Origin of the sequence: Vibrio sp. CUB2 (genome assembly GCF_001557945.1) — a bacterium.
GTDB lineage: Bacteria > Pseudomonadota > Gammaproteobacteria > Enterobacterales > Vibrionaceae > Vibrio > Vibrio owensii.
Genome location: NZ_LNRB01000005.1, coordinates 174,151 through 200,383, shown reverse-complemented (window position 1 = coordinate 200,383; position 26,233 = coordinate 174,151). Strand labels below are relative to the sequence as shown.

19 protein-coding genes are annotated in these 26,233 nt (G+C 45.8%); 14 read left to right on the top strand and 5 right to left on the bottom strand.

Features of this window, described 5'->3' with window-relative positions; genetic code table 11:
• Positions 1–6 precede the first annotated feature (6 nt).
• The 7 genes from ATB78_RS10050 to ATB78_RS10020 are packed head-to-tail and all read left to right on the top strand — an operon-like array spanning position 7 to position 8,957.
• On the top strand, positions 7–810 hold the full coding sequence (locus ATB78_RS10050; protein WP_240537389.1) for an ABC transporter substrate-binding protein: 804 nt from the start codon (positions 7–9) through the stop codon (positions 808–810).
• 3 nt (positions 811–813) lie between these two features.
• Positions 814–1,752, top strand: a complete 939-nt coding sequence (locus ATB78_RS10045; RefSeq protein ID WP_009704392.1) for a type VI secretion system-associated FHA domain protein — start codon at positions 814–816, stop codon at positions 1,750–1,752.
• Positions 1,752–2,234 carry a type VI secretion system lipoprotein TssJ gene (gene tssJ / locus ATB78_RS10040; RefSeq protein ID WP_005451918.1) on the top strand — a complete coding sequence of 161 codons (483 nt, stop codon included), beginning with the start codon at positions 1,752–1,754 and terminating at the stop codon, positions 2,232–2,234. Before ATB78_RS10045 ends, tssJ begins: the two co-directional genes overlap by 1 nt.
• Positions 2,235–2,260: 26 nt before the next feature.
• On the top strand, positions 2,261–3,592 hold the full coding sequence (gene tssK, locus ATB78_RS10035; protein ID WP_009704391.1) for a type VI secretion system baseplate subunit TssK: 1,332 nt from the start codon (positions 2,261–2,263) through the stop codon (positions 3,590–3,592).
• Positions 3,593–3,598: 6 nt separating this feature from the next.
• The gene (gene icmH, locus ATB78_RS10030; protein ID WP_061008581.1) at positions 3,599–4,852 is read left to right on the top strand and encodes a type IVB secretion system protein IcmH/DotU; all 1,254 of its coding nucleotides are present in this window, start codon (positions 3,599–3,601) and stop codon (positions 4,850–4,852) included.
• Positions 4,849–8,238: a type VI secretion system membrane subunit TssM gene (tssM, locus tag ATB78_RS10025; protein ID WP_061008580.1), complete on the top strand. Its 3,390-nt coding sequence runs from the start codon at positions 4,849–4,851 to the stop codon at positions 8,236–8,238. Before icmH ends, tssM begins: the two co-directional genes overlap by 4 nt.
• Positions 8,239–8,240: 2 nt before the next feature.
• A complete protein-coding gene (locus ATB78_RS10020) occupies positions 8,241–8,957 on the top strand; it encodes a protein kinase (RefSeq protein WP_061008579.1) in 717 nt (238 codons plus the stop codon).
• A gap of 26 nt (positions 8,958–8,983) precedes the next feature.
• Here ATB78_RS10020 and ATB78_RS10015 read toward each other — a convergent pair whose 3' ends face one another.
• Both ATB78_RS10015 and ATB78_RS10010 read right to left on the bottom strand, forming a co-directional pair.
• The gene (locus ATB78_RS10015) at positions 8,984–12,127 is read right to left on the bottom strand and encodes an HD domain-containing phosphohydrolase (RefSeq protein WP_061008578.1); all 3,144 of its coding nucleotides are present in this window, start codon (positions 12,125–12,127) and stop codon (positions 8,984–8,986) included.
• Positions 12,128–12,335: 208 nt separating this feature from the next.
• Positions 12,336–15,464, bottom strand: a complete 3,129-nt coding sequence (locus ATB78_RS10010) for an HD domain-containing phosphohydrolase (RefSeq protein ID WP_061008577.1) — start codon at positions 15,462–15,464, stop codon at positions 12,336–12,338.
• Positions 15,465–15,981: 517 nt separating this feature from the next.
• Here ATB78_RS10010 and ATB78_RS10005 point away from each other — a divergent pair.
• Both ATB78_RS10005 and ATB78_RS10000 read left to right on the top strand, forming a co-directional pair.
• Positions 15,982–16,470, top strand: a complete 489-nt coding sequence (locus ATB78_RS10005; protein WP_005442162.1) for a prepilin-type N-terminal cleavage/methylation domain-containing protein — start codon at positions 15,982–15,984, stop codon at positions 16,468–16,470.
• 92 nt (positions 16,471–16,562) lie between these two features.
• Positions 16,563–17,012, top strand: a complete 450-nt coding sequence (locus tag ATB78_RS10000) for a GNAT family N-acetyltransferase (protein WP_005442164.1) — start codon at positions 16,563–16,565, stop codon at positions 17,010–17,012.
• A gap of 160 nt (positions 17,013–17,172) precedes the next feature.
• On the opposite strand, the gene ATB78_RS09995 is transcribed toward ATB78_RS10000, so the two are convergent.
• Positions 17,173–17,571, bottom strand: coding sequence for a GFA family protein (locus ATB78_RS09995; RefSeq protein WP_061008576.1), 399 nt, complete (start codon positions 17,569–17,571; stop codon positions 17,173–17,175).
• 284 nt (positions 17,572–17,855) lie between these two features.
• Here ATB78_RS09995 and ATB78_RS09990 point away from each other — a divergent pair, with 284 nt between their 5' ends.
• The 4 genes from ATB78_RS09990 to ATB78_RS09975 all read left to right on the top strand — a co-directional run bounded on the left by ATB78_RS09990 (position 17,856) and on the right by ATB78_RS09975 (position 22,020).
• Positions 17,856–18,830: a tripartite tricarboxylate transporter substrate binding protein gene (locus ATB78_RS09990; protein ID WP_061008575.1), complete on the top strand. Its 975-nt coding sequence runs from the start codon at positions 17,856–17,858 to the stop codon at positions 18,828–18,830.
• A 223-nt stretch (positions 18,831–19,053) separates the two neighbouring features.
• A complete protein-coding gene (locus ATB78_RS09985; RefSeq protein WP_005530996.1) occupies positions 19,054–19,548 on the top strand; it encodes a tripartite tricarboxylate transporter TctB family protein in 495 nt (164 codons plus the stop codon).
• Positions 19,549–19,568: 20 nt separating this feature from the next.
• Positions 19,569–21,095: a tripartite tricarboxylate transporter permease gene (locus ATB78_RS09980; protein ID WP_061008574.1), complete on the top strand. Its 1,527-nt coding sequence runs from the start codon at positions 19,569–19,571 to the stop codon at positions 21,093–21,095.
• Positions 21,096–21,249: 154 nt separating this feature from the next.
• Positions 21,250–22,020 carry a sulfite exporter TauE/SafE family protein gene (locus ATB78_RS09975; protein ID WP_061008573.1) on the top strand — a complete coding sequence of 257 codons (771 nt, stop codon included), beginning with the start codon at positions 21,250–21,252 and terminating at the stop codon, positions 22,018–22,020.
• A 98-nt stretch (positions 22,021–22,118) separates the two neighbouring features.
• On the opposite strand, the gene ATB78_RS09970 is transcribed toward ATB78_RS09975, so the two are convergent.
• The gene (locus ATB78_RS09970) at positions 22,119–23,090 is read right to left on the bottom strand and encodes a TAXI family TRAP transporter solute-binding subunit (RefSeq protein ID WP_061008572.1); all 972 of its coding nucleotides are present in this window, start codon (positions 23,088–23,090) and stop codon (positions 22,119–22,121) included.
• 282 nt (positions 23,091–23,372) lie between these two features.
• Between ATB78_RS09970 and ATB78_RS09965 the strand changes: the two genes are divergently transcribed.
• A complete protein-coding gene (locus ATB78_RS09965) occupies positions 23,373–24,473 on the top strand; it encodes an alkene reductase (protein WP_061008571.1) in 1,101 nt (366 codons plus the stop codon).
• Positions 24,474–24,546: 73 nt separating this feature from the next.
• Here ATB78_RS09965 and ATB78_RS09960 read toward each other — a convergent pair whose 3' ends face one another.
• Positions 24,547–26,067 carry an aldehyde dehydrogenase family protein gene (locus ATB78_RS09960; RefSeq protein WP_061008570.1) on the bottom strand — a complete coding sequence of 507 codons (1,521 nt, stop codon included), beginning with the start codon at positions 26,065–26,067 and terminating at the stop codon, positions 24,547–24,549.
• Positions 26,068–26,233: the final 166 nt, after the last annotated feature.

Genomic DNA, 26,233 nt, shown 5'->3' with positions numbered 1-26,233 from the left:
ATCATGATGTTTAGAAGCATACATTCACCCCATCTCGTCACCACCTCAATTCTTGTTCAAGAGGCGGTGGTCAGCTGTGGGGTGAGCTTTTTCCGCAAAATAACCAAGCTGGTTTCATCGCTGTTTATTTTGCTTGGTGCCCTATTCTCGTTTGAAGCATGGGCGCAAGTTTGGATTGGTCCCGACCGATTGCTGCTTGCGACTCACAAATGGGCACCGTACCAAACTCACCAAAATCAAAACATGGATGGGTTTGCGCTCAATCGCGTCAAATGCGCGCTGGGCGAAATGGGACAACCTTACCAACTGACCATGACGGAATGGTCTGACGCACAGCTTCACGTACACAGTGGTCAACAGCATGGCTTTTTCGTCTCGCCGAAAACCAGAGAACATGACAGCTACGCAACGTTGTCTGCTCCCATTACCGAGCAAAAACTGCGTTGGTATTTTGGTCCCGGTGTAGAGCCTAAGCTTGATGATTTGTCAAAGTTGAACCTTAAGTTCTCGGCAGAATTTGGCTCAAGTACATGGTTTTGGCTGAAACGTAATGGATACAACGTCGTTAAGCAGCCACGAGATGCTAAGGTTTTACTAAGGCTTTTAAAACAAAGAGAAATTGACGTCGCACTGGAAGATGAGCGAGTGTTCCACACGGAAATAAGCCAAGCCTCTCTTCCAAGCGATTACTTCTATTCTCAAGTATTCGAAACTAAGCCAATGGGCGTGTATTTCTCTAACCGCTTTTTGGACAAATATTCTGGTTTCTTAACCGCTTTCAACACAGCGTTGGCTAAATGCGAGGGATAACAAGTGGCGATCAGCATACATTTGATTTCTGTACCCTCTGAAGAGGTGGTGACTTCAAGAGTCATCTATCTGCCCGAGTCTGGCGGGCAGTTTGGGCGTTCTGCTTCTTGTGAAGTGGCATTGCCCGATCAATCAAAACGCATCTCGCGTATTCACGGACAAATTCGTCTCACTGAAACAGGTTATTTGGTGAAGAGCACTGGTAAGAACCCGGCTCGCCTCAACGATAAAGCCATGGTGAGAGATAAAGATTACCCACTCAACGATGGCGACATTTTAAAGATCGAAAGCTATTCAATGTTGGTATCAACACTCACGTCGAGCAAAGCGCCTGTCGAAGAGCAATCCGATGACCTCTTTGCGACCAAGTTCGACCTGCAACTGGAAGACAATGTCGATTTTCTCGATGAAGGAGATATCGTCGAACCCGTGAAATCGGAAGTTCATTACTCTCACCAAAATGTAATGAGCGATGACCCCTTCTCCTCCGACCCGTTTGAAGACATCGACGATGACGAACTGGCGGATCACTTTGAAGTGGATGAGGTGTCGAAACAGCAGCAAGCAATGGAGCGTTCTACGGAGATTGAGTATCTTCCGGGAGACCACCTTCCAACGTCAGAGCTGGAAGCCTCCATCGAAAAGCTGATTACGATTACCGAGAAGAATCAACAATACCTTCGCAACCCACCGCTTGCACATGATGCTTTGTTTGATGCGTTGGACAAAACACTCGATCAGTTCCTCAACGAATTCGCGCCGAACCAACTAGAGAATCAATTTAGCGAATTTGTGTCTGGCGGACTGTTCAGTAGCAAAGACAAGAAGTATTGGAAAATCTACCGCAAGCACTTCCAACATCGACAAGACAACGGTGATTTTCGTCGCCAGTTCAAAGCGATGTTTATGGAAAACATGCAAAAGCAAAGCGAGGAAAGCTGATGAAGATTTGGCTTAGTTTACTCGCTTTCGCTTTGGTGGGATGTTCATCTGACCCAACACCGGTTGTGACGCAATATCAATTGGCGGTGAGCGCCGAGAAGACGATTAACCCAAGTGTTAACAACAGTACTAATCCCGTAGTAGTACGCTTGTATCAACTGACCGATGCACAGCAGTTTAAGCAATTGCCGTTTATCGATTTGTACAACGATGACGTGAGCCTATTGGGCGCAAACTTGGTGTCGAAACAAGTTCTGCCCGTGGTGATGCCAGACAGCAATAGCAAACAAACCTTAGACATCAACAAGACCACTCAATACATCGGCGTATTGGTGGAATTTGCCGAATATGATGCAAGCACGGCGACGGTAGTGACAACCACGCCTCAGGAAGAAGAACAATATATCCAGTTAAAGATCAGCGGTAACAAGGCAGCATTGCAAACCGTGACACCAGATTCGCCTTGGTGGGATGTCTTTTAACTCGATTCAGTAGATAGGGAAATCACGTGGACGCATATAAAAAAGTCGTTTGGCAAGAAGGTATGTTCATTGCCCCACAACACTTTCAACAACAAGACAGATACACACAAAACTACGTCAGACAAAACGTCGAAACGCTTGCTGGTTATGCCCCTTACTATGGTGTGACCGACTTGGTGATCAATCACGATCTACTTAAAATTGGCAAGCTTTCCGTCTCTTCAAGCGCGGGTTTGTTCCCAGATGGCACGCATTTCGAACTGAAACGCGAAGTCGCCAGAGATGTGCCGCACGGTACGATTGAGAAAATGGCTTACTTAGCGCTGCCTGTTTCTCTGCAAGGCAATAATGATTACGCCAATGATGAATCGGAACAAAGCCGCTATCTCACACGCACAATCAATGTGTTTGATACTTCAACCTCTGAAAATGCCAGCGTTGAAGTGGACGTCGCGCAGCTCAACATCGCGATAAAACTCGAAGGCGAAGACACTTCGGGCTTTACCCTGATTCCTTTCGCCAAAGTATTGGAATGCAGTGAAACGGGCGAAGTGATGCTAGACCGTTCCTTTATTCCTGCGTGTTTGCATTATGGTGCATCACAGTTATTGGTTGAGCGTTTGAAAGAGATTCATGCCCTCACCTCCAACCGTGCCACCAGCTTGCTCAAACGTATTCAAGCCGGACAAGGGCAAAAGAGTCCACAGTCGATGATGCAGGATTACCTGTGGCTGCAAACACTCAACACTTGGCTTCCGTGGTTTGATTTGTCGTTGTCGAATCCAAAGTTTCAAACCCATCAGCTTTATTTGGAGCTACGTAAGTTTGAAGCGCAAGTCATGGCATCTACACCCGCGATTCCAGAGCCGTGTCAACCGTTGGATTTCCATCGTCTGTATGATTGCTTTAATCCGCTTTTTTCGAATCTGCGCAATATGCTCACGCTGGTTCAACAAGACTCAGTGATTGAGTTTGCGTTCGACACTTCGTTGTTTGAACGACGCCGCTTGCTTCGCACGTTGGTAAAAGATGGTCACAACCTGTCCGATCGCCGATTCGTTCTCAGTGTCCGTTCCAATATCAGCAGCACCGAGCTTAACGAATTGTTCCCTGCCGCTGCCAAACTCAGTAGCAATAACAAAATTGTCGAGATCGTGCGTAATGCCCTTTCTGGCGTGCAACTGACGCCGCTTCCTGTTGCGCCAAGCGAACTAAAACCGATGCAAGGCACAGCGTATTTTGAAGTGGATACGTCAGACCGCAATTGGTTAGAAATGATTGAAAACCGCGATGCACTTGCGCTGCACGTCGATACACGTGTAGGCGACCTAGAAGTGATGCTGTACGCACTGAGGTAGTAAGTTATGAACTATTTGGACGAAGACACCTTAGTTTGGGATAGCAGCGAAAACGACTTCGTGAGTAAAGACACCGACATGCCAGACGTAAAGTGGCATTCGGTCAACGCTGCGCAAGCCAACATAGGGTTCTTACATCATTTCGATAAAGCCGAGAATCAGCTGATCAACATCAGTTCTGAGTTACTGGCTGTCACGCTCAAGATCAACACTTTGCCGGAGCCCGAAGACATCACCACGCTCAGGCATCAACTGGTGGCTTCCATCAATGAGATCAAAACCAAAGGCGCAGAGCTGACCTACCCAGTCGCCGTGATCGACAAGCTGTGTTTCTTGTATGCCGTGGTTTTGGATGAGTTGATTGTCTACACCGATTGGGGTGAGAAACGTGGGTGGGAGAACAAAACCTTACTCAGTGAACTGTTTGGTATGCGCAACGGTGGCGAGCTTTTCTTTACTGTGGCAGAGAAAGCAGCGCGCCAACCGCACAAGCTGATCGACTTATTAGAAGTGGTTTATCTGTTTCTCAATATCGGGTTTAAAGGTCAGTACCGCGAAACGGGCAGCGAACAGCTAAAGAGTTTTACCTACCGCTTAGAGCAGATTTTAAGTCAGTACCGACAAGCCGGTGGAATCTATTGTCATACTAAGGTTTCGGTACCTAAAACACGTAAGCCAACGCGCAAAAAACGTTACCTTGTCACCACACTATTTTTCCTAACTATCATTGGTTTGAGCGTTGCTCTGACCTATTTCTGGTACAACAAAACCAAACCACAGCGAGCGCGAGATTTTGTTCAGCTTGGTGAGTACAGCCAGCGCTATATTGAATCTGGTCGTGCAGAAGACATCGTGTATGTCAGCACTGACGACGATTTAAAAGGCAATAAAGTCGCGGTAAATACCACTCAACCACCTCGTCCAGTCCCGAGCCAACCAAAAGCCGTGACGCCACAAGCGAAAACTTCGACGCCAGAGACAACGAGCAATCCAACGACGAACCCTGCAGCGGACACTGATTGGCTGGTGCAACTTGCGACCTTCTCTAACCTTAAAAACGCCGAGAAGTTTATCGCCCAACTGCCGACATCCAACTATCAACCTGTCGCGGATAACATCAACTCCTACGTTCGCGTCATCGTTCGATGTGACAACTCAGAACAAGCTAAAACCATCAATAATTGGTATCGAGAGAATGCCAACGTCAACGGCTTAGTGGTGCATAACAAAAATAAACAAAGCGAGGTTGAGTCACAATGACGCAAGACAACCCAAATACACCGACAAGAAAAAAGGCAATCATTTGGAGCCTTGTTACCCTTCTGCTTCTGGCAATCTTAGGCGGCCTACTGACTTGGTTTGTTGCGTATCCTGATTTCTTATGGACAGGTGTCATCACGACAACCATTGTGTCATTGCTCTCTGCTGGGCTTTGCTTTTGGTTAATCAATCGCAAGGTGAAAAAGAGTCTTGAGCAAGACCAAGAACGTGCACTAATTATCAAACGCTCCAAGTTACTCGCCTTCCACTTCAAGAAAATGCTCGGCGTACAAAAACGTAAAAAGCGCTTAACCAGCCGTTACGATCAGCCGATTTACCTGTTACTCAGTGACACCCCAAGCAAAGACAAAAGCATCATCACGCAGATGGGTTATGAAGCTTATAAAGTCGATGACTTTGGCAACGACATCGAGTTCCCGATTCTATTTTGGCTCAGTGAACACTCAATTCTGATTTCCGTCAGCATGGGCGACGATCAGCAACCGCTTTACTTAAAAACACTGTGCCAATGCCTTAATAAATGGCGCCCGAGACAAGCGATTAACGGCTTGTTGCTCACCACAGAAATTGAACAGTTAGTTGGCAATAGTGAAACCCTTTCACAAAAAGCCGACCAATTGAAATCGCAAATCAAAGCATTTAATCGTTCATTTGGTTTGAACCTACCTGTCTACAATGTCCTGACCAACATGGGCCAAGTGAGCGATTTCTGTCAGTTCTTTTCTGCGTTTGATGAAGCGAGACGCAATGAAGTGTTCGGCGCCACAAGTCCAGTGCAAAAACACGGTGGCATTGATGCCGATTGGTTCAATGACGAATACGACCACCTCATCGGTCAGTTAATTTCGAACATGAGCAACGCGTTGGGAGCACAGCTCAACCAAGATTTCCGTAATGCCATTTGTGGTGCGCCATACCAATTTGGTCTGCTCAAACAGAATTTGTGGCACTTCTTACAGCGCTTGCATCGAGGTGACCAATACACAGATGGGCTCAACTTCCGCGGCTTCTACTTTACCCACAGTGGCAGTGATTTCGCACAGCATGATTTACTGGCAAACGTGGTCAATCAATCCCTCGGCAATGAGCAATATCAGCAACACCAACAAATGCCCGTTCAACAAACTTTGTTTGCTCAGCATTTGATGTCTCATGTTGTGCTAAATGAAAACACTTTAGTCGGGGTTAACCGCCATAAAGAGAATTGGTTGTGGTTCAGCCAAACCGCCTACACCCTAATTTGGCTCGGTCTACTGGTTGGCACACTGACTATTCTCAAGCTCGACTTCGATTATCAAACCAATCGTGAAGCCAAAGCCGATGGCATGTTAGAGCGTTACAAAGAAGCGATCGCAGCACAGCCATACAGCAAAGAAGATTTGGTGGGTAACATTCCAAACCTGTACACCATGCATCGCATTTACGCGCTATATCAGGAGCCTGAACCTTGGTATACATTGCCATTCCTACCGAATGCGACCATCAAGCCAGAAGTTGAAGCGGCTTACACTAAAGAGCTGCAACAAGTGCTGATCCCTTCTATGGCGCACACCATTGAGAGCGACTTGTATGTGTATGTGAACTTGGAAGATCAAGCCAGAACACTCGAATTGTTGAACGACTATCGACTGTTGTTTGATAAAAATCGCACCAACATTGAAGAGCTCAAAAGCTACTTCCTAGCAAACTTAGAACATCAAGGCGAAGCGGACAAAACCAACGTTGCTCAGCTTAAAGTGCTGCTCGACGATGTGTTTAACCAGCACTTAGTGGCGACAACTGCCAATCAAGAGCTTGAGGGGTTGGCGAAGCAAGTCATCAATCAATCCAATATCGAGACGCTACTCTACCAACACATTTTGAACGATCATGCGTACGAGAAGCGCATTGATGTGCGTAAAGAACTTGGCTCTAACTTCAATCAGATATACCAATTCAAACCTGGCTACGTTGGTTATTTCGTGCCTTACTTGTACACACCGACTGGCTTTAACGAGCTGGATCTTTCGGTGGAATCCCCTCTTCTTATCGAAGCGTTATCCGCTTATGAAGGCATCGCAGGACAAGCCCCAAGTGCACTAGAAATGCACCGAATCAGCCACGACTTGAAGCGCATGTATCAGAACGATTACATCAATTATTGGCGCGATTTTATTAACAGCATCGAGGTGAAAACCATTTCCGGTTCTGAGCAGTTGAATGCCAGCTTGAACGTGCTCAACAATGCCTCAAACAATCCAATGTCTAAGCTGTTTACCACCATCAGCAACTACACTTCGGTTCTTCTACCTGAGCCAAAAGATGCGAAGAAGAAGACCGATGAAGAGATTGCCGATGCTGCGCAAGACAACGAGAAAAAGGAATCAGCTCGCCAAATCACACTGACGTTTAATGATTTCCACAAACAAGTGAAGCCAGACGATCAGGGTAAGAAACCAATAGATTCCGTTCTGGAAGGTTTTGCGAACACGGCCAAATGGCTCGATCAGTTTTACAAATCCAACACGCCAGACAAAGTGGCTTACGAAACGTTATCTGCAGGTTTAAAGGCGCAAAACCCGGTCGCACAGTTGGCGTCATTGACCGATTCCCAGCCACCACTATCCGGTGAAGTGATTGACTATGTGACAGTGCAAACCAATGAGTTGGTGATGAACTTAGCTCACCAATATCTTAATAGTATGTGGAACAGCGAAGTCTACCAGCCTTATGAAAACACCATCGCGGCTTTCTACCCGTTTAAGAAAAGTGCCAACAGCGATGCTAGCACCGCGGATGTTGCTGCCTTCTTTAAAACTGATGGCACATTGGACACCTTCTATCAAACCATGTTGAAAGGCTTCTCAACAGAGCAACGTGCGCCGTTTATGTCCGGCTTACTGCCAAATACTGGCTTTGCGTTAGATCCTGCAATTTGGCTGATGTTTGATAAAGCCAAAGACATTCGCTCTGCCCTGTTTTTAGCTGACCCGAAAAACGTCGCGATTCAATTCCAGATGAAACCAACAGAGATGAGCTCGGCACTGACTGAGTTTTCCATTCGGGCTGAAAAACCGATTTTCACCTATCAACACGGTCCGATGCTGTGGACTCAACAAAGCTGGAAAGGCGATTCTGTCGCGCAAGATGCACTAACGGTGCGTCTACAAAAACAAGCAACGCCGATTGCCAATGAGCAGTTTAAAGGCAGTTGGGCATGGTTCCGCTTGATTGAGCCGCGTGTCACTTCAACCTCTTCGCAAAGTACCCAACTTGAGTTTGATTACAATGGCGATAAGGTTCGCTTAACGATTAAAACTCAAGGTCAGAACAATCCGTTCGTACCGAACTTCTTTGCGGGCTTTGTGTTACCTGCGAGCATTTAGTGATGAACACGTTCGCCAATCAAACCCTGTTTAGAGCCTGTGGCGTTACTTATGTAGCGCCTTTGAGCGAAAACGTATTTCAATGCGAGCACAAGCTTTATGGCACTGTGGTCATCAAGGTAGCGCGCAGTTTAGCTGAGAAACGGGCTTTGATGGCGGAAGCAGACTTTCTATCCAAATACGCGTCGGATTACTGGGCGAACTTTCATGGTTACGGCTCACAGAACCACGTCGACTGGTTAATGAGCCAATATCTGGAAGGCAAAACACTTAACGCAATAGAACCTGATTTATTACCGCAAGATATAATAACCAAGCTTGAATTCGCTTTGCTCAATCTACACAAAACGGGATATCTGCATGGCGATATCAAGCCACATAACGTCATCGTGGCGTCAAACAACCAAGTTCGGCTTATCGACTTTGGCAGTGTGATTCGAGTTGAGGCTAAATACCGAGAGCATACACATACAACCGTTAGCCGAGCCTACAGTGCGACACGCCCCTCTCTGCGTATCGGTCAGGCAAGTAAGAACGATGATTTTTATGCCTTAACAATGACCTTGCTCAGTTGCCACGATCAACATCCCTTTGCCGGTCTCTCGCTACAAGAAGTGGCAGAATTGCTACCTGCCCCAAGCAACATTGATTTACCAACGCGCTACCAAGTTCTGATACAAAAAGAGTGGCAACGAATGCGCCACTCTTTGAAGTTATAGGGATTCAACGCTCTAAGCTCACTGGCTTACGCGTCTGATGATTTCGACTTCAGATACTTCGCAATATCCACCTCATCAACCTGTTCGGTTGGCATAAACTTGTTGGCATATTCACGGTAAACCCCGCTTTCTAAGAACAACAAGAACAAATCCATATCCAAATGCTCGTCCAGTGCCATTTTGTACATGATGTCGACCGCAACGCTCACTGGCTTGGCTTTCTTGTAAGGTCGATCCCCTGCGGTTAACGCTTCAAAAATATCCGCAATCACCAAGATGCGTTCTGGGGTTGATAAATCTTCTGCACTCAACCGACGCGGATAGCCTGTGCCTTTCAGCGTCTCATGGTGTGTCGAAGCGTAACGCGGCACGTTGCTTAACTCCGGAGGGAATGGCAGTGCCCCCAGCATTTTGATGCCACTGATCATGTGCTCGTTAATTTTGAAGCGGTCTTCTGGTGTTAACGTACCGCGAGAAATGGTCAGGTTATACACTTCACCCAAGTTGTATTGGTGTTCTGGCACTTGCACCTTAATGCCATGCTCGGGTGCAAATTCCATTGGGCGAACGCGTTCAATAATATGGTCAGGCTTATCCGCTAAAAGGTTTTCAACCACGGGTAGCGTCACGTCAGATTTTGGCTTAATCATTTCTTCAAATGGAGAAAGACCAAGATGATCATCATAGTGACGCAACCAAGTTTGTTGGGCGATTTGTTTAATGCGCTCAATCTTATCATCACTCATAAACTCGCCACCCACGTTGGCGTTGGCCACAAATCGGAAGTCTTCGTCCAACTGCGCAACTCGCTGGTCGAACTTGGCTCGCGCCTCTTCTTTTGACAGTTCACCAGTAGATATAGACTTCCACATTTCCACTTCAGCATCTCGCCTTAGTACTTCGAAACGAGTACGAATTTCATTGATGCGGTTGTAGTTGGCTTCTAACTTAGTGCCTTTATCAACGATGTGTTCTGGCGTGGTGATCTTGCCACAGTCATGTAACCAAGCCGCGATACGGAATTCACGTCGTTCATCGTCATTGTTGAACTTAAAGTCTTTGAACTTACCGGTGTCGCACTTCTCTACCGCCTCTGCCAACATCAAACCAATTTCTGGAACACGATTACAGTGCCCCGCAGTATAAGGAGACTTGTCATCGATCGCTTGCGCGATAAGGCGAATAAAGGCTTCAACAAACTCTTCTTGCTGTTGCTCGTGATGCTGAATCTCTTGCGTCATTTCAGTGACCGAATCGGACAAATCAGAGACTTCTTTGATTCTCGTCTCAACTGGAACCAAACGATCAAATTGGCGTTCTTTAATCTTTATTGTCTCTCGACGTAACGCCAAGATAGGACGAACGATTGGAGCACCAACCTTCCATGCCAATGGAAACAAAATAAGCATCACAAAAGCGGTAATCACTATCGCTTTCGACAAACGACTGGTTACGGCATCAGTGATAACTTTGCCAGAAACAAGCACCGCAAAGTAATCGTTCGTGCCACGTGTCGACTGCAGCTTTGTAATGTAGAGAAAGCGATCTTCACCCTCGATGTTTACCTTGTTCATCGCATCATGTTTTTCTTCCTGAATCACGAGTTCATAAACTTCAGGATATGGAACAAAACTACCTCGCCACTGGTGAGGCTTAAGCCACTTCTCCTTTAAGGCCATTTTTTGTTCAGGAGTAATAGCAGCAATGGCTTGGTTGATAACCTCGACGACCGCTTTGTCTTTGTTTTTCATAAAAAGTGAATACTCGAGCGGCGGTGCGTCCAGTTTAGCAACATGTACATGAGTGAGTCTGACCAATCGCTTTATTTCAACCATGGTCAAATAGCTATCAACGAGATACTTTATCTCCCCCATATGTAAAGCCCGTTTAGCCAGATCTAAATTGGGTTCCTCAATAATGTTGAGTGTTGGATAGCGTTCAAGTAGCCACTCTTTCATGCCAAAACCAGCGACGACGCCAACCGTTTGATTGCTAAGTTCATTCAAGGACGTAGGCATCGGGTTTTCTGTTTTAGTCGCAATCGCAAGTTGGCCGGTAAAAATTGGAGTGCTCTTTATACCTAAGCCATCAGGTGTTCCGAGTACAGGCTGCAGAATATCGATTTCACTCTGACGGTATTTTCTCACTAGATCTTCAGAGCTGAAACCGTTCACAAATTCTAGAATCATGCCTGTTTTCTGAGAGACTAAGTTGAGCACATCAACTGCGTACCCTCCAGGTTCACCACTTTGCGTATAGTCGTAAGGCCCCCAATCATTTTGATTGGAAATCACAAACTCTCGTTGGTTGAATAATGTTTTTTGCTGTTCATTCAGTGCCAAGAGGGACGAGTCCGGGATCTTAACCTCGTGAAAAACATTAACACTTGAGGCAACCACCTCACCGCGGTCATTGAAAATGAAGGCTTCAACACCATCTTCTTTCTTCATCCCAAGCTCGGTCGCACTAATTTTCTCGCTCAATGATGACAGTACAGTATCAACACCGATTACCGCTCCTTTACTACGGACAGAGTAGGTTTGCCCCGTGATCTTTAAGTGTTGAAACAGATAAGGATTCGTTTTGTAAACGCTATCTCTTGAAGCACTATCAAACCAAGGTCTTCGTGATGGATAAAAGTTACTTTTCTCTTCAGATTGACGAACGAGGTCCAGTCCCTCAGAGTAGTAAAATGTCTGTTTTGAACGCTGCTCACCTTCGCCCGTTACTTTGATAACAACCCAACGTTCTTCATTTGATGCATCGATTTGTCCACGCACAATCGGGGAAGATTCTAAGTTGATGACCTGATAAAAAAACTCTTCATTGTCAGCAAAATAAATACTGTAAAAGACAGGGTTGTCGATCAGAGTTTGGATGAATACCCGTTGAATTTCAGTTTCACTAAACTCGGAATCACTAAAATCCGCCACACTTCGCAAAATTCCCGCGCTACTCGTCGCACTCGCATCAATTTGATGAATATGGTTACTGACGTCTTTGGCTGTCATGGTTAAGTGCGTCAGGATGTGTTCTTCCGACATTTGCTTGCCGAAGTAATACTGCATCCCGAGACCAAGTGATGCAGTCACTGCCGTAGCGATGATAAATAAGCTACCTACCGTAAACTTGATGGAAAACTTGCGAGGAGTACCTGATTTAGTTTTCACGTAATAAAGCCCTCCGATGGCTTCAACAGCAAACTAAGTAACTCTTTTTTAAAATAGAACATCTTGAGTTACATGCACTTCAAGTCTAGTACATATTTTTCATACACTTGCATTGCGTTAGGGCGCAGATCACTTTTACACAATAAAAAGAGCGATACCGAAGTACCGCTCTTTGCTGATGTGTTTGGGAGGGTTAAATCATTGCGACTCAGTGGAAGAGATACTTTTGAATATCAACCTCATCTACTTGCGTTTCTGGCATAAACTTCTTCGCGTATTCGAGGTAAACGCCGCTCTCTAGGAACAACAAGAACAAGTCCATATCCAAGTGCTCATCCAACGCCATCTTATACATAATGTCGATGGCCACACTCACTGGCTTCGCTTTCTTGTAAGGTCGGTCTCCCGCCGTTAATGCCTCAAAAATGTCCGCAATCACTAGGATGCGCTCTGGAATCGACAAGTCATCCGCATTCAACTTACGAGGGTATCCTGTCCCTTTTAGCGTCTCGTGGTGAGTAGACGCATAACGCGGAACATTGCTTAGCTCTGGTGGGAACGGCAAGGCCTCTAGCATCTTAATGCCACTGATCATGTGTTCATTGATTTTGAAGCGATCTTCTGGTGTCAGCGTACCGCGAGAAATCGTCAGGTTATAAACTTCACCCATGTTGTACTGATGCTCCGGTACTTGCATTTGAATGCCATGCTCCGGCGCAAACTCAACAGGGCGAATACGCTTGATGATATGTTCTGGCTTGTCTTCCAACAGTTTTTCCCTAACCGGCAACTGCGTGTTGGAAGTTGGCTTGTTCATTTCTTCAAATGGTGACAAACCTAAGCGGTCATCAAAGTATCGTAACCACGTTTTCTCAGCGATTTGCTTCACGCGCTCGATCTTATCTTCACTCATGAACTCACCACCAATGTTTGCATTGGCGATAAACTCAAAGTCATCGTTGAGCTGACGTACTTTTTCTTCAAACTCGGCTTTTGCGACGTCTTTGTCTACCTCGCCACGCAACAAGGTATTGAGGTATTCTATTTCTAAGTCTCTGCGTAACACTTCAAATCGAGTGCGAATTTCATTGATTCGGTTGTAGTTCGCCTCTAGCTTGGTGCCTTTATCAACGATGTGCTCTGGTGTGGTGATCTTGCCGCAGTCGTGTAGCCAAGCTGCGATGCGGAACTCTCTTCGCTCTGCGTCATTTTGGAAGGCGAAGTTTTTGAATTTACCGCTTTGACACTTTTCAGCCGCTTCCGCCAGCATCATGCCGATTTCTGGAACTCGGTTACAATGCCCCGCGGTATATGGGGATTTGTCATCGATCGCTTGTGCTATAAGGCGAATAAAGGCTTCAACAAACTCTTCTTGCTGCTTCTCGTGTGTCTGAATCTCAGCCACCATTTCCATCATGGCATCTGAGAGTTCATCAATCTCTTTTACTCGCGTCGTCATCGGCCACACTTTATCGAAGCGACGAGCACGGATCTTTCTCGTTCTTGCTTTCAACGCGTAAATTGAGCGCGTCATTGGTGTACCAAGTCGCCAAGCAAGAGGGAAAAGACCTAACATGACCAGCGCAGTAAACAACAGCGAGTTAAACAAGCGTTTTGTTACTGCATCGGTGACGATTTCTTTTGAAATCACTCCCAAAAAGTAGTCATCACCGCCGCTGGAGCTTGAAATTGGCGTGACATAAACAAAGTAGTTTTGCCCTTCAATGCTTCGTCTCACCATGGTGTTGTAGTTAGATGTGTCTTTCGAAAGTTGAAATACTTCAGGGTATGGCACAAACGTTCCACGCCAATGGTTTGATTCCAACCATTTTTGCGTTAATGCTTCTCTTTGCTCCGTTGTAATCGACTCAATAGCAAGATTGAGCACCTCTAACAAACCAGCGTGCTTTTGGTTAATATAAATGTGATAAGGCACTGGTTTCGCATCCAGTTTTCTTACCGTGACGGTCGACGTTTTCTCCAATCCATTCAATTCATCCAACGTCAGATAGGTATCAACCAGATATGGGATCTCGCCTTTCTCTAGCGCTTCTTTTGCATCACTTAAGCTTTCAAATTCAACGATGTTCAGCTTAGGGTAGTTTTCTTGTAACCACTCCTTCATGCCAAATCCGCAAACAACGCCCACTTCATCAGTGAAATTTTTAAGTGAGGTAGGAATGAAGCGTTGGCTTTTCCCAGCTATCGCCAAGTCCGCGATGTACATAGTAGCGCTTTGCTCGCCGTACTCAGGTACTTCACCAGACACGGAATGCAGAACATCAATGGTGCCTCTCAAGTACTTTTTCGACAGCGTGATCGATTCAAAACCATTGATAAAATCGAACTCTAAGCCGGTTTGCTGAGAGAGAATTCTCAACAAATCGACCGCATAACCTTGAGGTTCACCAGCTTGAGAAAAGTCATAAGGTCCCCAGTCGTTTTGGTTCGAAACCAATAATGCCGGTGAGTTCATCACAAGCGCACGTTGAGGCTCAGTCAGCGTCAATGGTTCAGACGGTGGCACTTCGATATCGCGTTCTAGATCAATGTTCGACGCGATCACTTCACCCTTATGGTTGAAGATAAAAGACTCTGCCCCACTTTCTAAACTCATACCCAGTGCGGTTGACGCAATTTTAGAATTCAGTGTCGACAGTTCAATATCGATACCGATAACATCTTTACCACTGCGGATCGCATAGCTCTGACCCGTGACCTTCATATTTTTAAACAGGTAAGGTTCGGTCTTGTAGACGTTTGTTTCTGTCGCACCGATAAACCATGGTCTGCGGGTAGGATAAAATGACGTTTTGCTCGCAACGGTTCGATTCACATTAAAGCTGCTGTCCACGTACGACACGATCATTTGTCTATCCGGACCAATGCCAGTGGCTTTAGCGATAGCCCAGCGATCTACCACATCGGCGCTCATCTTATCGCGAATCGTTACCGAGGTTTTTAGGTTGATGATTTGAAAGAAATCTTCATTCTCGCTACCCACATACAAGCTTTGAATGAACGGGTTTTCATCCAAAACTTGAGCAAACAAGGTGAGAATTTCTTTTTCAGAAAAGTTGTGGTCAGACATAGAAAGAAAGCTCTTGAGCATTCTTGTACTGCTGATCGCATTGCTATCGACTTGGTGAATGTATTCACTTACATCTGCCGCCGCCGTACTCAACCTTGAGATGACGTGCTCCTGCGACATTTTCTGCCCAAAGTAATACTGCATACCCATAGCAAAGATCGCCGTAAGTGCCGTCACTAACATGAACATGCTACTTACAATGAACTTGATTGAATATTTACTTTTTAGCTCAGAACTGCGTTTCATTCTTGCGCCCCGGCATCACCATAAAGTGCCAAAACTGTCGGCTTTACATCACCATTTACTATCAAAATACTAAATAACCCCATACATAAGCGTAGACTTATACAACGTAATATTTGCTATCAATTTTGCAAAACCTATGTTTAAAACGATCCGATAAATAAGATTGTCCTTCACAGAACCAAATTTATTACTTGTTAATTGACTCAAATTGATGGTTAACAGCGATTATTTTTTGATGCATATCGCAAGCAAATCCATTCTTCAAAAGGCATTCACAAAACCAGACAACACCCGCATAGACACCACCTTTCTAATAAGCTCAATGTTTATACTAGTGGGAATCAATACACACTGCTTGTCGTGAAAATAAGAAAAAAGCATCGCTTGTATTTGGATGAGAATAAGCACTGATAGGTTTTATCTGTTGAAACAATCGTTCATCTCAAATTTATCCTGAGCACTTCGCTCGCTACCATGTCGCCTCTTTTGTGTTACACCCCATATATAAGAAATCTCTATGAAACAAAAAGGATTCTCCCTAACAGAAGTGGTGGTTGCGGTTGTAGTACTGGCGATCATTGGACTGTTTTCTGCACCTAAGATGATGCAAATGCAACGCGAGGCTCGAATCAATACCCTAGAAGCATTCGTTGGTGCTTTTCATGCTACCAATGAGGTCGTGATGACCAAGGCCAAAATACAAGGCGTTGAAAAGGAACCGTTGGCAAAACTGTCAGACCATGACATTTATATTCGTATGGGTTCGCTCGCGTTGGATGATTTTAACGTGGCGAATGCAATGGAAATTGACGGGTTCAACCTTGCCAATACAGGCTCTACGGAAACACCCTCATTACTGGTCTATTTAGGTAAGGAAAAATCCTTACAACAGATCCGAGACTCGGGCTGCTTTATCAATATTAATCGCCCCTTCACGGCTTTCGATGGAGAAGGCATCGTGGCCATGGATGAACTGAGAGTGATTAAATTCTACGACTATTGCTAGCTCATCATTTTAGAGACATTAGATTACCGGAAAGCCTCACTGCGCATTGGGCGTATGCTTGCCAACGTCCTGTATGCCTTTGAGGTTTTATTATGATCGTTGTAAGAAAAGCAGACGCCTCTGACGTTGCGAAAATTGCCCCGCTTTACCTGAAGTATCTTGAGTTCTACCAAGTCGATGTTTCAGGTAAAGACCCAGAGGCTTTTATCAAAGCTCGTATTGAGAATGAAGAGTCAGTCGTGTACTACGCAACGGATGAAAGTGGGCGGACGCTCGGTTTTGCGCAGCTTTATCCACTCTTCTGTTCGCTAGAAATGCGTAAGATTTGGCTTCTGTACGATTTGTATGTGGATTCATCACAGAGAAAACGAGGGATTGGTGAACGCTTATTGGAACAAGCGGACCAACTGGCAAAAGAGACCGACTCTGCCTTTGTTATGTTAAGCACTGGTATTGATAATAAAACCGCACAATCCGTGTATGAGAAACACGGTTATGTACGAGATGTCGAGTTTTATAACTATGTTCACATGCTTAAGTAATCAAACGAGCACATGAGCAAAGAGCGAAAAGCCGAGTTAATACTCGGCTTTTTATGGTTCAACTTACGCCACTTTGTACTTGCTGATACACAATCAAAAACAAACCAGCAAATACTGCTACTGTCAGTAATACCTTTAACCAAAGAAACTTCATGATTACCTACTCTTCTGGCGCGTATTGATCAAACACTTCTTGAGCTGTCATTTTCTTGCTGTGCGGCTGCAGATCATAGTACGCAGGCTTCTCATCCGTGAAGATCTCTAAGCTCAATTTGAAATCTGGCTCATTAAATAACCCCGCAGAAAGAATATATTCATCTGTTGTCAACAAGTGGTAATAGATGTTCGTGCCGCATTCAGCACAAAAACCTCGTACTGCCCATTGGGATGATTGATAGCGTTTGGGCTCAGCACCACTAAATGTCACACCGGGGCCGCAATGCACCGCATGCAGAGGTCCACTTGACCACTTTCGGCACATATCACAATGACAAAAGCTCACTTCATTGTGCTGAGGTGCGGTCACTTCAATAGCGCCACATAAACAGGTTCCTTTCATCGCTGTCACTCCCTATTAAACCTCCATTATTATGGCGTTTTAAGGCGCCCAATTGATGTGACCAATCTAGTCTTTTATTAAATCCAGCCTGGACCCCTTTTTCATGAACTTTATGAACAAAACGTCGTTTATGCTCAATATTCTCTTTATCTACGCATTAGAGACATCACGTTAACACCTTATTAACCTTTGGCTCATCACTAGCGAGTCACCCTACCTCGTTAGGAGAACAAATAATAAGGCTCTTCAAAACAAGAGAGTCACCAACATAAGGAACGTGAAACATGTTAAAGGTACTCAAACCAAAGCTCGCCGCATCCATCATTGCAGCCTCATTTTCTTTCCACGCTTTTGCTGCTGATGTTGAAAAGCTCCATTTCCTAATCCCTGGTGGTGCTGGTGGCGGTTGGGATATGACAGCTCGCGGCACAGGTGATGTTCTGGTTAAATCCGACATCGTTGAGAATGTCTCTTTCCAAAACCTCTCTGGTGGCGGTGGTGGTAAAGCCATTGCACACCTCATCGAAACCGCTGAGCGCCAACCTGATACGTTGATGGTGAACTCAACTCCAATCGTTGTTCGTTCACTGACGGGTATCTTCCCGCAATCTTTCCGAGATCTGACGCCAGTAGCCGCAACGATTGCTGATTACGGCGCTATCGTGACTTCCGCGGATTCGAAGTACAACACATGGGAAGATGTGGTCAAAGATTTCGAATCTAACCCACGTAAAGTAAAAATCGCTGGCGGTTCTGCTCGAGGCTCGATGGATCACCTAGTTGTCGCAGCCGCATTTAAAGGCGAAGGTTTTGACGCACGTAAAGTTCGCTACATCGCGTATGATGCTGGCGGCAAAGCAATGGCAGCGCTTCTATCTGGCGAAACACAATTGCTTTCAACCGGTCTTGGCGAAGTATTAGAGATGTCGAAATCTGGTCAGGTAAAAGTACTGGCGATCACGGCACCAAAACGTCTAGACGCTGCACCAAACATCCCTACCCTGAAAGAATATGGCAATGAGACTGTGTTCGCGAACTGGCGTGGCTTCTTTGCCGCTCCTGGCACAAGCCAAGCTAAGCTCGACGAATGGAACGCAGCTCTGACCAAAATGTACAAAACGGACGAATGGCAAGTTGTTCGTGACCGCAATGGTTGGATTGACAACTACAAAGCGGATAAAGAGTTCTTCGCGTTCCTAGAAGAGCAAGAGCAGCAAATGGGCGATCTAATGCGCGAATTAGGTTTCCTTAAGAAGTAATAACTCCCATCCGAGTTTATGGGGTTGGCTATCCCTGGCCCCAGTTGTATTTGCACTCTAATTTCACCGTATATGGGCATTGTCGATAATCGACAAGTAAAAACTCCTTTGTTTATTGGTTCTAAGCACTTCGACTAGCAACGAGATGCTTAATTGTTAATGACTTGACCCTTCTTCATTAACGCCCATATACGGTCTTTTCCTGTTGTTCTAGGAGTTGGATATGTCTCATTCAACCAATATTTTTACCAAAGAGAATTTGCTGTGCCGCGATCGTGTCGGTGCGATGATCTTTTTGTTGTTTTGCCTATGCTATGGCTACCAAACTACGCAAATCCCTCTCTTTCCGGGGGATGAATACGAACCCTTCACGGCTCGCACCTTACCGACCATTCTGACCTACGTCGGGATTGGTTTAGCGCTTATGCTATTGGTCACTGGTCAGCCCGATAAACAAAGCGGCGCTGTGATGTCATTCAACTGGAAACTGCTCATCGCCTTTTTAGTTTTGATGGCGCTTTATGGTCTGGGTTTGACTTACATCGGCTTTGTATTAGCGACAGGATTCTTCCTGATTGCGGGCTTTTACCTTCTTGGCGAACGACGTAAGTCGGTGTTGTTTGGAGCCTCATTCCCGTTCGTTATCGCGTTTTACTTGTTGCTCACTCAAGGTCTGGATATCTACCTTGAGCCTGGTCTGATTTTCACCATCTGGTAGTCAAAAGAAAGGACTGAATTATGTTAGATGGAATTCTGCAAGGTTTATCCACCGCCGTGATGCCAATGAACATCATGATGGTGATTGTTGGCTGTTTTGTTGGTACGTTTATCGGCATGCTACCGGGGCTTGGTCCTATTTCTGCCATCGCTCTGATGATCCCTATCACCTATGGTTTGGATCCGTCGTCGGGTCTGATTCTGATGGCAGGTGTTTACTATGGTGCGGTATTTGGTGGTTCAACTTCTTCTATTCTTATCAACGCGCCGGGTTGTTCTTCAACCGTAGTTACCGCGTTTGATGGCTACCCAATGGCGCAGAAAGGACAAGCAGGTAAAGCACTTGCACTGGCGGCTTACTCTTCTTTCACTGGTGGCACGCTTTCAGCAATAATGCTGCTTGTGGCGGCACCTGTATTGGCTAACGTCTCGTTAAGCTTCCAATCTTCTGACTACTTTGCGCTAATGCTTCTTGGCTTATCCGCAGTGGCTGCGTTCGCTGGCAAAGGACAAGTGATCAAAGCATGGATGATGACTATCCTAGGCTTGATGCTATCTACCGTCGGTATTGATAAAGGCGTCGGTGTTGAACGCTTCACCTTTGGTCTAACGGATTTAATGGACGGCTTCAGCTTCCTATTGTTAGCAATGGCGACCTTTGCGCTTGGTGAAACGTTGATGGGTATTTTGAAGCCTTCCGAGGACACTCGTGATGAAGAACAAGATAAGCTGAGCAACATTGGCTCGATGAAAGTCACCAAGGAAGAAATCAAAGAAGTAGCACCGGTTTCTATTCGCTCTTCAATCCTTGGCTTCTTTACTGGTGTGCTTCCGGGCGCAGGTGCAACCATCGCCGCCTTCTTAAGCTACGGCATGGAACGTAATCTTGCTCCAAAGGATAAAAAAGAACAGTTTGGTAAAGGCAGCATCCGAGGTTTGGTGGCTCCAGAGTCTGCAAACAACGCAGCATCAAGTGGTTCTTTCGTTCCTCTATTGACTCTTGGTATCCCGGGTTCTGGTACAACCGCAATCATGCTAGGTGCTTTAATCGCATACGGTATTCAACCGGGCCCTCGCCTGTTTGTTGAGTACCCGGATGTGTTCTGGTCGGTAATTATCTCCATGTACTTCGGCAACATTGTGTTGGTGATTCTTAACCTACCGTTGATCCCATACATCTCGAAGCTACTTGCAGTACCAAGAACCGTGTTGTTGCCAATGATTCTGTTCTTCTCTATCACCGGTGTGTATCTGGTTTCTTTCAACACCATGGATGTGTTTGTGATGTTACTTGTGGCAATGGCTGCCATCGCACTAAGGCTGGCAAACTTCCCTCTCGCACCGCTGTTGCTTGGCTTTATCCTTGGTGGATTAATGGAAGAAAACCTGCGCCGTGCATTGATGATTTCCGACGGAGAACTGAGCTTCTTATGGGAACGCCCAATCACGCTGACATTCACAGTGCTTGCGGTATTGGTACTTGGCAGCCCCCTGTTTGTAAAACTCTTTCAAAAGCTTAAAGCACAGCCAATGAAAGTTGAGCAATAAGCATTCTATCTCTCCCTCAAGATAGACCTTTGAAACCAAGCCACCCTCTGCGGTGGCTTTTTTCTTGGACTAATCGTTACTTTATTTCTTTGGGTGAGTTGCGTAGTGTTAACCGTTCAGACACAAAAATTATAAGAACAAAAAAGGATTTTTTATGCTGCTGGAATTTGCTCTCTTGTTTGCTGCGGGCGTCGTTGGTGGGATCATGAACTCCGTCGCCGGTGGTGGTAGCTTCATTACCTTCCCTGCATTAATGGCGGTTGGCGTGCCTCCCATCATGGCGAATGCGACGAATACTTATGCTTCTTGCGCAGGTTACATCAGTGGTGCAGTCGGCTTTCGCGAAGAAATCATGAAGAACAAGCAAGAGCTGGCTTTCACTATCTCTTTCAGTTTGATTGGTGGCGCTGTCGGTGCTTATCTTCTGCTGAATACGCCAGAATCTGTTTTTCTTGAAGCGATTCCATGGCTACTGTTATTCGCAACCGTACTCTTTTTGACTGGCTCACGCATGACAGCGTTGATTAAATCTCTGACCAAGGAGACTAAACACGCGGGCATTTTAGGCATAATTGCTTTGAGCCTGCTATTAGTTGGAGTTTCTGCTTACGGTGGTTTCTTTAACGCGGGACTGGGCGTGATCGTGTTGAGTTATTTGGTGGTTGCAGGACACCAAGACATCAACCTAATGAATGGGCTTAAGCTGCTGGTTTCGACCTGTGTATCCTTGATTGCCATCGTGATTTTTGTCGCTAACGGTTCAATCGATTGGACCAAAGGGAGCGTTGTGATGGTTGGCACATTAGTGGGTGGTTACTTGGCAGCGCGTGTATCTCGCCAATTAAATCCCAGTCACGTAAAAGGCTTCGTTGCCCTCTCTTCTATCGCGATTACCATTTACTTCTTCGTAGATGTATATGCCTAACTCAATACCACGATATAACCAAAGCCAAGCACGAATAGCACACAAACAAAAACGCCATCGCATATTACGATGGCGTTTTTATTGGTTCTGACTAGAGATTACTTAATCAAACCTACTTCTTTGTAGTACTTCTCAGCACCTGGGTGAAGTGGCGCAGATAGACCATCTTTCACCATTTCTTCTTTCTTCAAATTGGCGAATGCTGGGTGTAGACGGCGGAAATCGTCAAAGTTTTCGAATACCGCTTTCACTACGTTGTAAACCACTTCGTCTGGCACTGCCGTTGAAGAAACAAACGTTGCACCTACACCAAAGGTTTGTACATCGTTTTCTGAACCGCGGTACATGCCACCCGGTACGTTTGCGATACGGTAGAAGCTGTTATCAGAAACCAACTTCTCAACTTGTGGGCCAGCTACCGTTACGATGTTGCTGTCACAAGAGGTAGTCGCCTCTTTAATCGCACCACTTGGGTGACCTACTGTGTAGATCATCGCATCGATCTTGTTATCACACAGCGCTTTAGACTGCTCTGATGCTTTTAACTCAGATACGAGTTTGAAATCGTCATTCGTCCAGCCGTACTCTTTCATCAGCACTTCCATCGTACCGCGCTGACCAGAGCCAGGGTTACCAATGTTAACGCGTTTACCTTTCAAATCATCAAACGATTTGATGTTCGCGTCTTTACGAGCCACAACGGTGAATGGTTCTGGGTGTACAGAAAACACTGCACGAAGCTCTTTGAATGGTCCTTTATCTTCAAACTTGCTCGTACCGTTATAAGCATGGTACTGCCAGTCTGACTGAGCGATACCTAAATCCAACTCACCTGCACGAATGGTATTGATGTTGTAGATAGAACCACCGGTACTTTCTACTGAACAACGAATACCATGATCAGCACGTGATTTGTTCACCAAACGACAAATAGCACCACCCGTTGGGTAGTACACGCCAGTTACACCGCCCGTACCAATGGTTACGAACGTATCTTTAGCAGAAACTGAAAAACTTGCACTTAGTGCAGCCAGAGAAGCCGCGACAGCAATTTGCTTGAGCTTTAACATTGAACGTCCTTATTTTTTCCTTTGTTTATGGCCAGATAAGTATAGCAACCGTTAACAAGTTGATAACGTTCGAGATCACATCCTGAGAATAATCACGACGCCGCAAAAGGCTTTGATCGGTAAGCAATTATGAACCGCTTAAGCCTTTAGTTTTAATTACATGAAAAAGATCGTGAAGTTTTTCGACTTTTGTTGTTTTAACAAAAGCCTTTTGCCATTACTGCCGTTAATTGCAAATCATCAAAAGAGTAGACTGAGGGTAATTCGAAATAGGAGCTTCTTATGAGCAACGCACTTTTCAACGCATTCAAATTCGGCGATTTTGCTGTAAACAACCGCATCGCAATGGCACCAATGACTCGCTCACGCACTTCACAACCGGGCGACGTGCCAAACGATATGATGGCGACTTATTACCAACAACGCGCCACAGCAGGTTTGATCATTACTGAAGGCGCACCAATTTCAGCAGTAGGTCGCGGCTACTCAATGACACCGGGTATTTACACTCAAGAACACATTGAAGGCTGGAAAAAGACCACCGACGCGGTACATAAGGCTGGCGGTAAAGTCTTTATTCAACTTTGGCATGTTGGTCGTCGCAGCCACGACACGATCGCTGGCGAACAACCTGTATCGGCTTCTGCAATCAAAGAACCAGACATGGTATTTGGCCCTCTTCCAGAAGGCGGGTTTGGTATGATCGAAACATCAATGCCACGCTCAATGAATGAAGATGACATCAAACAAACCACTGCAGATTTTGTGCAAGCGGCAAAAAACGCAATGGAAGCTGGCTTTGATGGCGTTGAGATCCATGGTGCTCATGGTTACTTACTTGATCAGTTTATGCGCAAAGCATCTAACCAACGTGATGACCAATACGGTGGCTCTCAAGAGAATCGTATGCGCTTTATGTTGGAAGTGACCGAAGCGATCGCAAAAGAAATTGGCGGCGATAAAACAGCTATCCGCCTGTCTCCTTTCGTTACCGAAGGTTCAAACATCGTTGATGACGAAATTGTTGAGTTAACAGTGAAGGCACTAGAGAAGCTTGCACCGATGAACCTTGCTTACATTCACTTCAGTGAGAATATCTCTAACTACACTGAAGCAACGGATGCCTTTCGCAAACAAGTTCGCGAGGTGTACCCGAACCCAATCATGGTTGCAGGTAAACTCACCGCAGAAAAAGGCCAAGCGTTGCTAGACTCTGGCTTAGTGGATTTAGTGGCATTCGGCCAACCGTTCATCACTAACCCAGACTTCGTCTACCGCGTGGAAAACGGCATCGAGCTAACGCCAGTTGGTTACGATGCGCATTCCACCTTCTACGGCGGTGATGAAAAAGGTTACACCGATTACCCTTGCGCGACCGCATAAGTGAACATAAAAAGCCCCGAAAACTCGGGGCTTTGTTTTACTGCTTTTTCTGTTGCCTTAAAAGGCGATTTATTTAGAAGAAGCCTAGCGGATTGACGTCGTAGCTAATGAGTAGGTTTTTCGTGTTCTGGTAGTGATCAAGCATCATCTTATGGGTTTCACGGCCGATACCTGATTTCTTGTAACCACCAAACGCAGCGTGTGCAGGATATGCGTGATAGCAGTTAATCCAAATACGCCCTGCTTCGATGTTTCGTCCCATGCGATAAGCAAGGTTTTGGTCTCGCGTCCACACACCTGCACCCAAGCCATATTCCGTGTCATTGGCAATCGCTAGTGCTTCCGCTTCATCTTTAAAGGTGGTCACTGCGATGACCGGGCCAAAGATCTCTTCTTGGAATACGCGCATCTTGTTGTGACCTTGTAACAAAGTCGGTTGAATGTAGTAGCCCTGCTCCAAGTCTTTTTCTTGTTTCGCTACATCGCCACCAAACACTACTTTCGCGCCTTCTTGGCGACCGATTTCTAGGTAGCTCAGGATCTTATCGAACTGCTCTTGCGAGGCTTGAGCCCCAACCTGAGTATCGGTATCGAGTGGGTTACCCTGCTTGATTGTCTGCGCGCGTTCTGCGACTTTAGCGATAAACTTGTCGTACACAGACTCATGCACTAACACACGTGATGGACAGGTACACACCTCGCCTTGGTTGAAGAACGCAAGCAAAGTGCCTTCAATACACTTATCTAGGTATTCGTCTTCATGATCAAACACATCTGGGAAGTAGATATTTGGAGATTTGCCACCAAGCTCAACCGTTGATGGAATAAGGTTCTCTGCGGCACATTTCAGAATATGGTTACCGACTTCCGTTGAACCCGTAAATGCCAACTTAGCGATTCGGTTACTCGTCGCCAGTGCTTGCCCTGCTTCCGAGCCAAAGCCATTGACTACGTTCACCACGCCAGCAGGCAGAAGATCACCGATTTTTTCCATCAGAACGAGAATCGAAGTCGGCGTTTGCTCGGCAGGTTTAAGCACCACGCAACAGCCCGCAGCCAATGCTGGAGCCAACTTCCAAGCTGCCATCAACATTGGGAAGTTCCAAGGGATGATCTGCCCAACAACCCCAATCGGCTCAGGGAAGTGATAACTTGCGGTATGCTCATCTAACTCAGCCGCACTGCCTTCTTGAGCACGGATACAACCTGCGAAGTAACGGAAGTGGTCGACGACCAAAGGCAAGTCTGCTGCTAGCGTTTCACGGACGGGTTTGCCGTTTTCCCATGTTTCTGCCACAGCCAACTCTTCAAGGTGTTGCTCAATGCGATCTGCAATCTTAAGTAGGATGTTCGAACGTTCAGTCACACTGGTTTTCGCCCATTGCGCTCTTACGCCATGTGCAGCATCCAATGCAAGGTTGATGTCTGCTTCTCCGGAACGAGCCACCTTACAATACGCTTTGCCATTGATTGGCGATGTATTGTCGAAGTATTCACCACCCGTTGGTTTTACCCATTCGCCACCGATGTAGTTGTCGTAATGCGATTTGAAATTAACGATGGCATTTTCACTACCTGGCTGTGCATAAATCATAACTCTTCCTTTTGTTCTCGTTCAGTTTTTTGTTTTAAACAACCGAGTGTTCAACTCTGTTGTTTTGTTCACTTCATTACTCAAGTCACATGCCAACAACGCGCGTCTTGTTGTTAATTAAATGTAAAACTATGATTACCAAGCGATAACAAACCAAGTGAGTGAC

Excerpts from the sequence above, each read along its gene's own strand:
- ATB78_RS10050 (WP_240537389.1), top strand. The coding sequence starts at position 7 with ATGTTTAGAAGCATACATTCACCCCATCTCGTCACCACCTCAATTCTT.
- tssJ (WP_005451918.1), top strand. The coding sequence starts at position 1,752 with ATGAAGATTTGGCTTAGTTTACTCGCTTTCGCTTTGGTGGGATGTTCA.
- icmH (WP_061008581.1), top strand. The coding sequence starts at position 3,599 with ATGAACTATTTGGACGAAGACACCTTAGTTTGGGATAGCAGCGAAAAC.
- tssM (WP_061008580.1), top strand. The coding sequence starts at position 4,849 with ATGACGCAAGACAACCCAAATACACCGACAAGAAAAAAGGCAATCATT.
- ATB78_RS10020 (WP_061008579.1), top strand. The coding sequence starts at position 8,241 with ATGAACACGTTCGCCAATCAAACCCTGTTTAGAGCCTGTGGCGTTACT.
- ATB78_RS10010 (WP_061008577.1), bottom strand. The coding sequence starts at position 15,464 with ATGAAACGCAGTTCTGAGCTAAAAAGTAAATATTCAATCAAGTTCATT.
- ATB78_RS10005 (WP_005442162.1), top strand. The coding sequence starts at position 15,982 with ATGAAACAAAAAGGATTCTCCCTAACAGAAGTGGTGGTTGCGGTTGTA.
- ATB78_RS10000 (WP_005442164.1), top strand. The coding sequence starts at position 16,563 with ATGATCGTTGTAAGAAAAGCAGACGCCTCTGACGTTGCGAAAATTGCC.
- ATB78_RS09995 (WP_061008576.1), bottom strand. The coding sequence starts at position 17,571 with ATGAAAGGAACCTGTTTATGTGGCGCTATTGAAGTGACCGCACCTCAG.
- ATB78_RS09990 (WP_061008575.1), top strand. The coding sequence starts at position 17,856 with ATGTTAAAGGTACTCAAACCAAAGCTCGCCGCATCCATCATTGCAGCC.
- ATB78_RS09985 (WP_005530996.1), top strand. The coding sequence starts at position 19,054 with ATGTCTCATTCAACCAATATTTTTACCAAAGAGAATTTGCTGTGCCGC.
- ATB78_RS09980 (WP_061008574.1), top strand. The coding sequence starts at position 19,569 with ATGTTAGATGGAATTCTGCAAGGTTTATCCACCGCCGTGATGCCAATG.
- ATB78_RS09975 (WP_061008573.1), top strand. The coding sequence starts at position 21,250 with ATGCTGCTGGAATTTGCTCTCTTGTTTGCTGCGGGCGTCGTTGGTGGG.
- ATB78_RS09970 (WP_061008572.1), bottom strand. The coding sequence starts at position 23,090 with ATGTTAAAGCTCAAGCAAATTGCTGTCGCGGCTTCTCTGGCTGCACTA.
- ATB78_RS09965 (WP_061008571.1), top strand. The coding sequence starts at position 23,373 with ATGAGCAACGCACTTTTCAACGCATTCAAATTCGGCGATTTTGCTGTA.
- ATB78_RS09960 (WP_061008570.1), bottom strand. The coding sequence starts at position 26,067 with ATGATTTATGCACAGCCAGGTAGTGAAAATGCCATCGTTAATTTCAAA.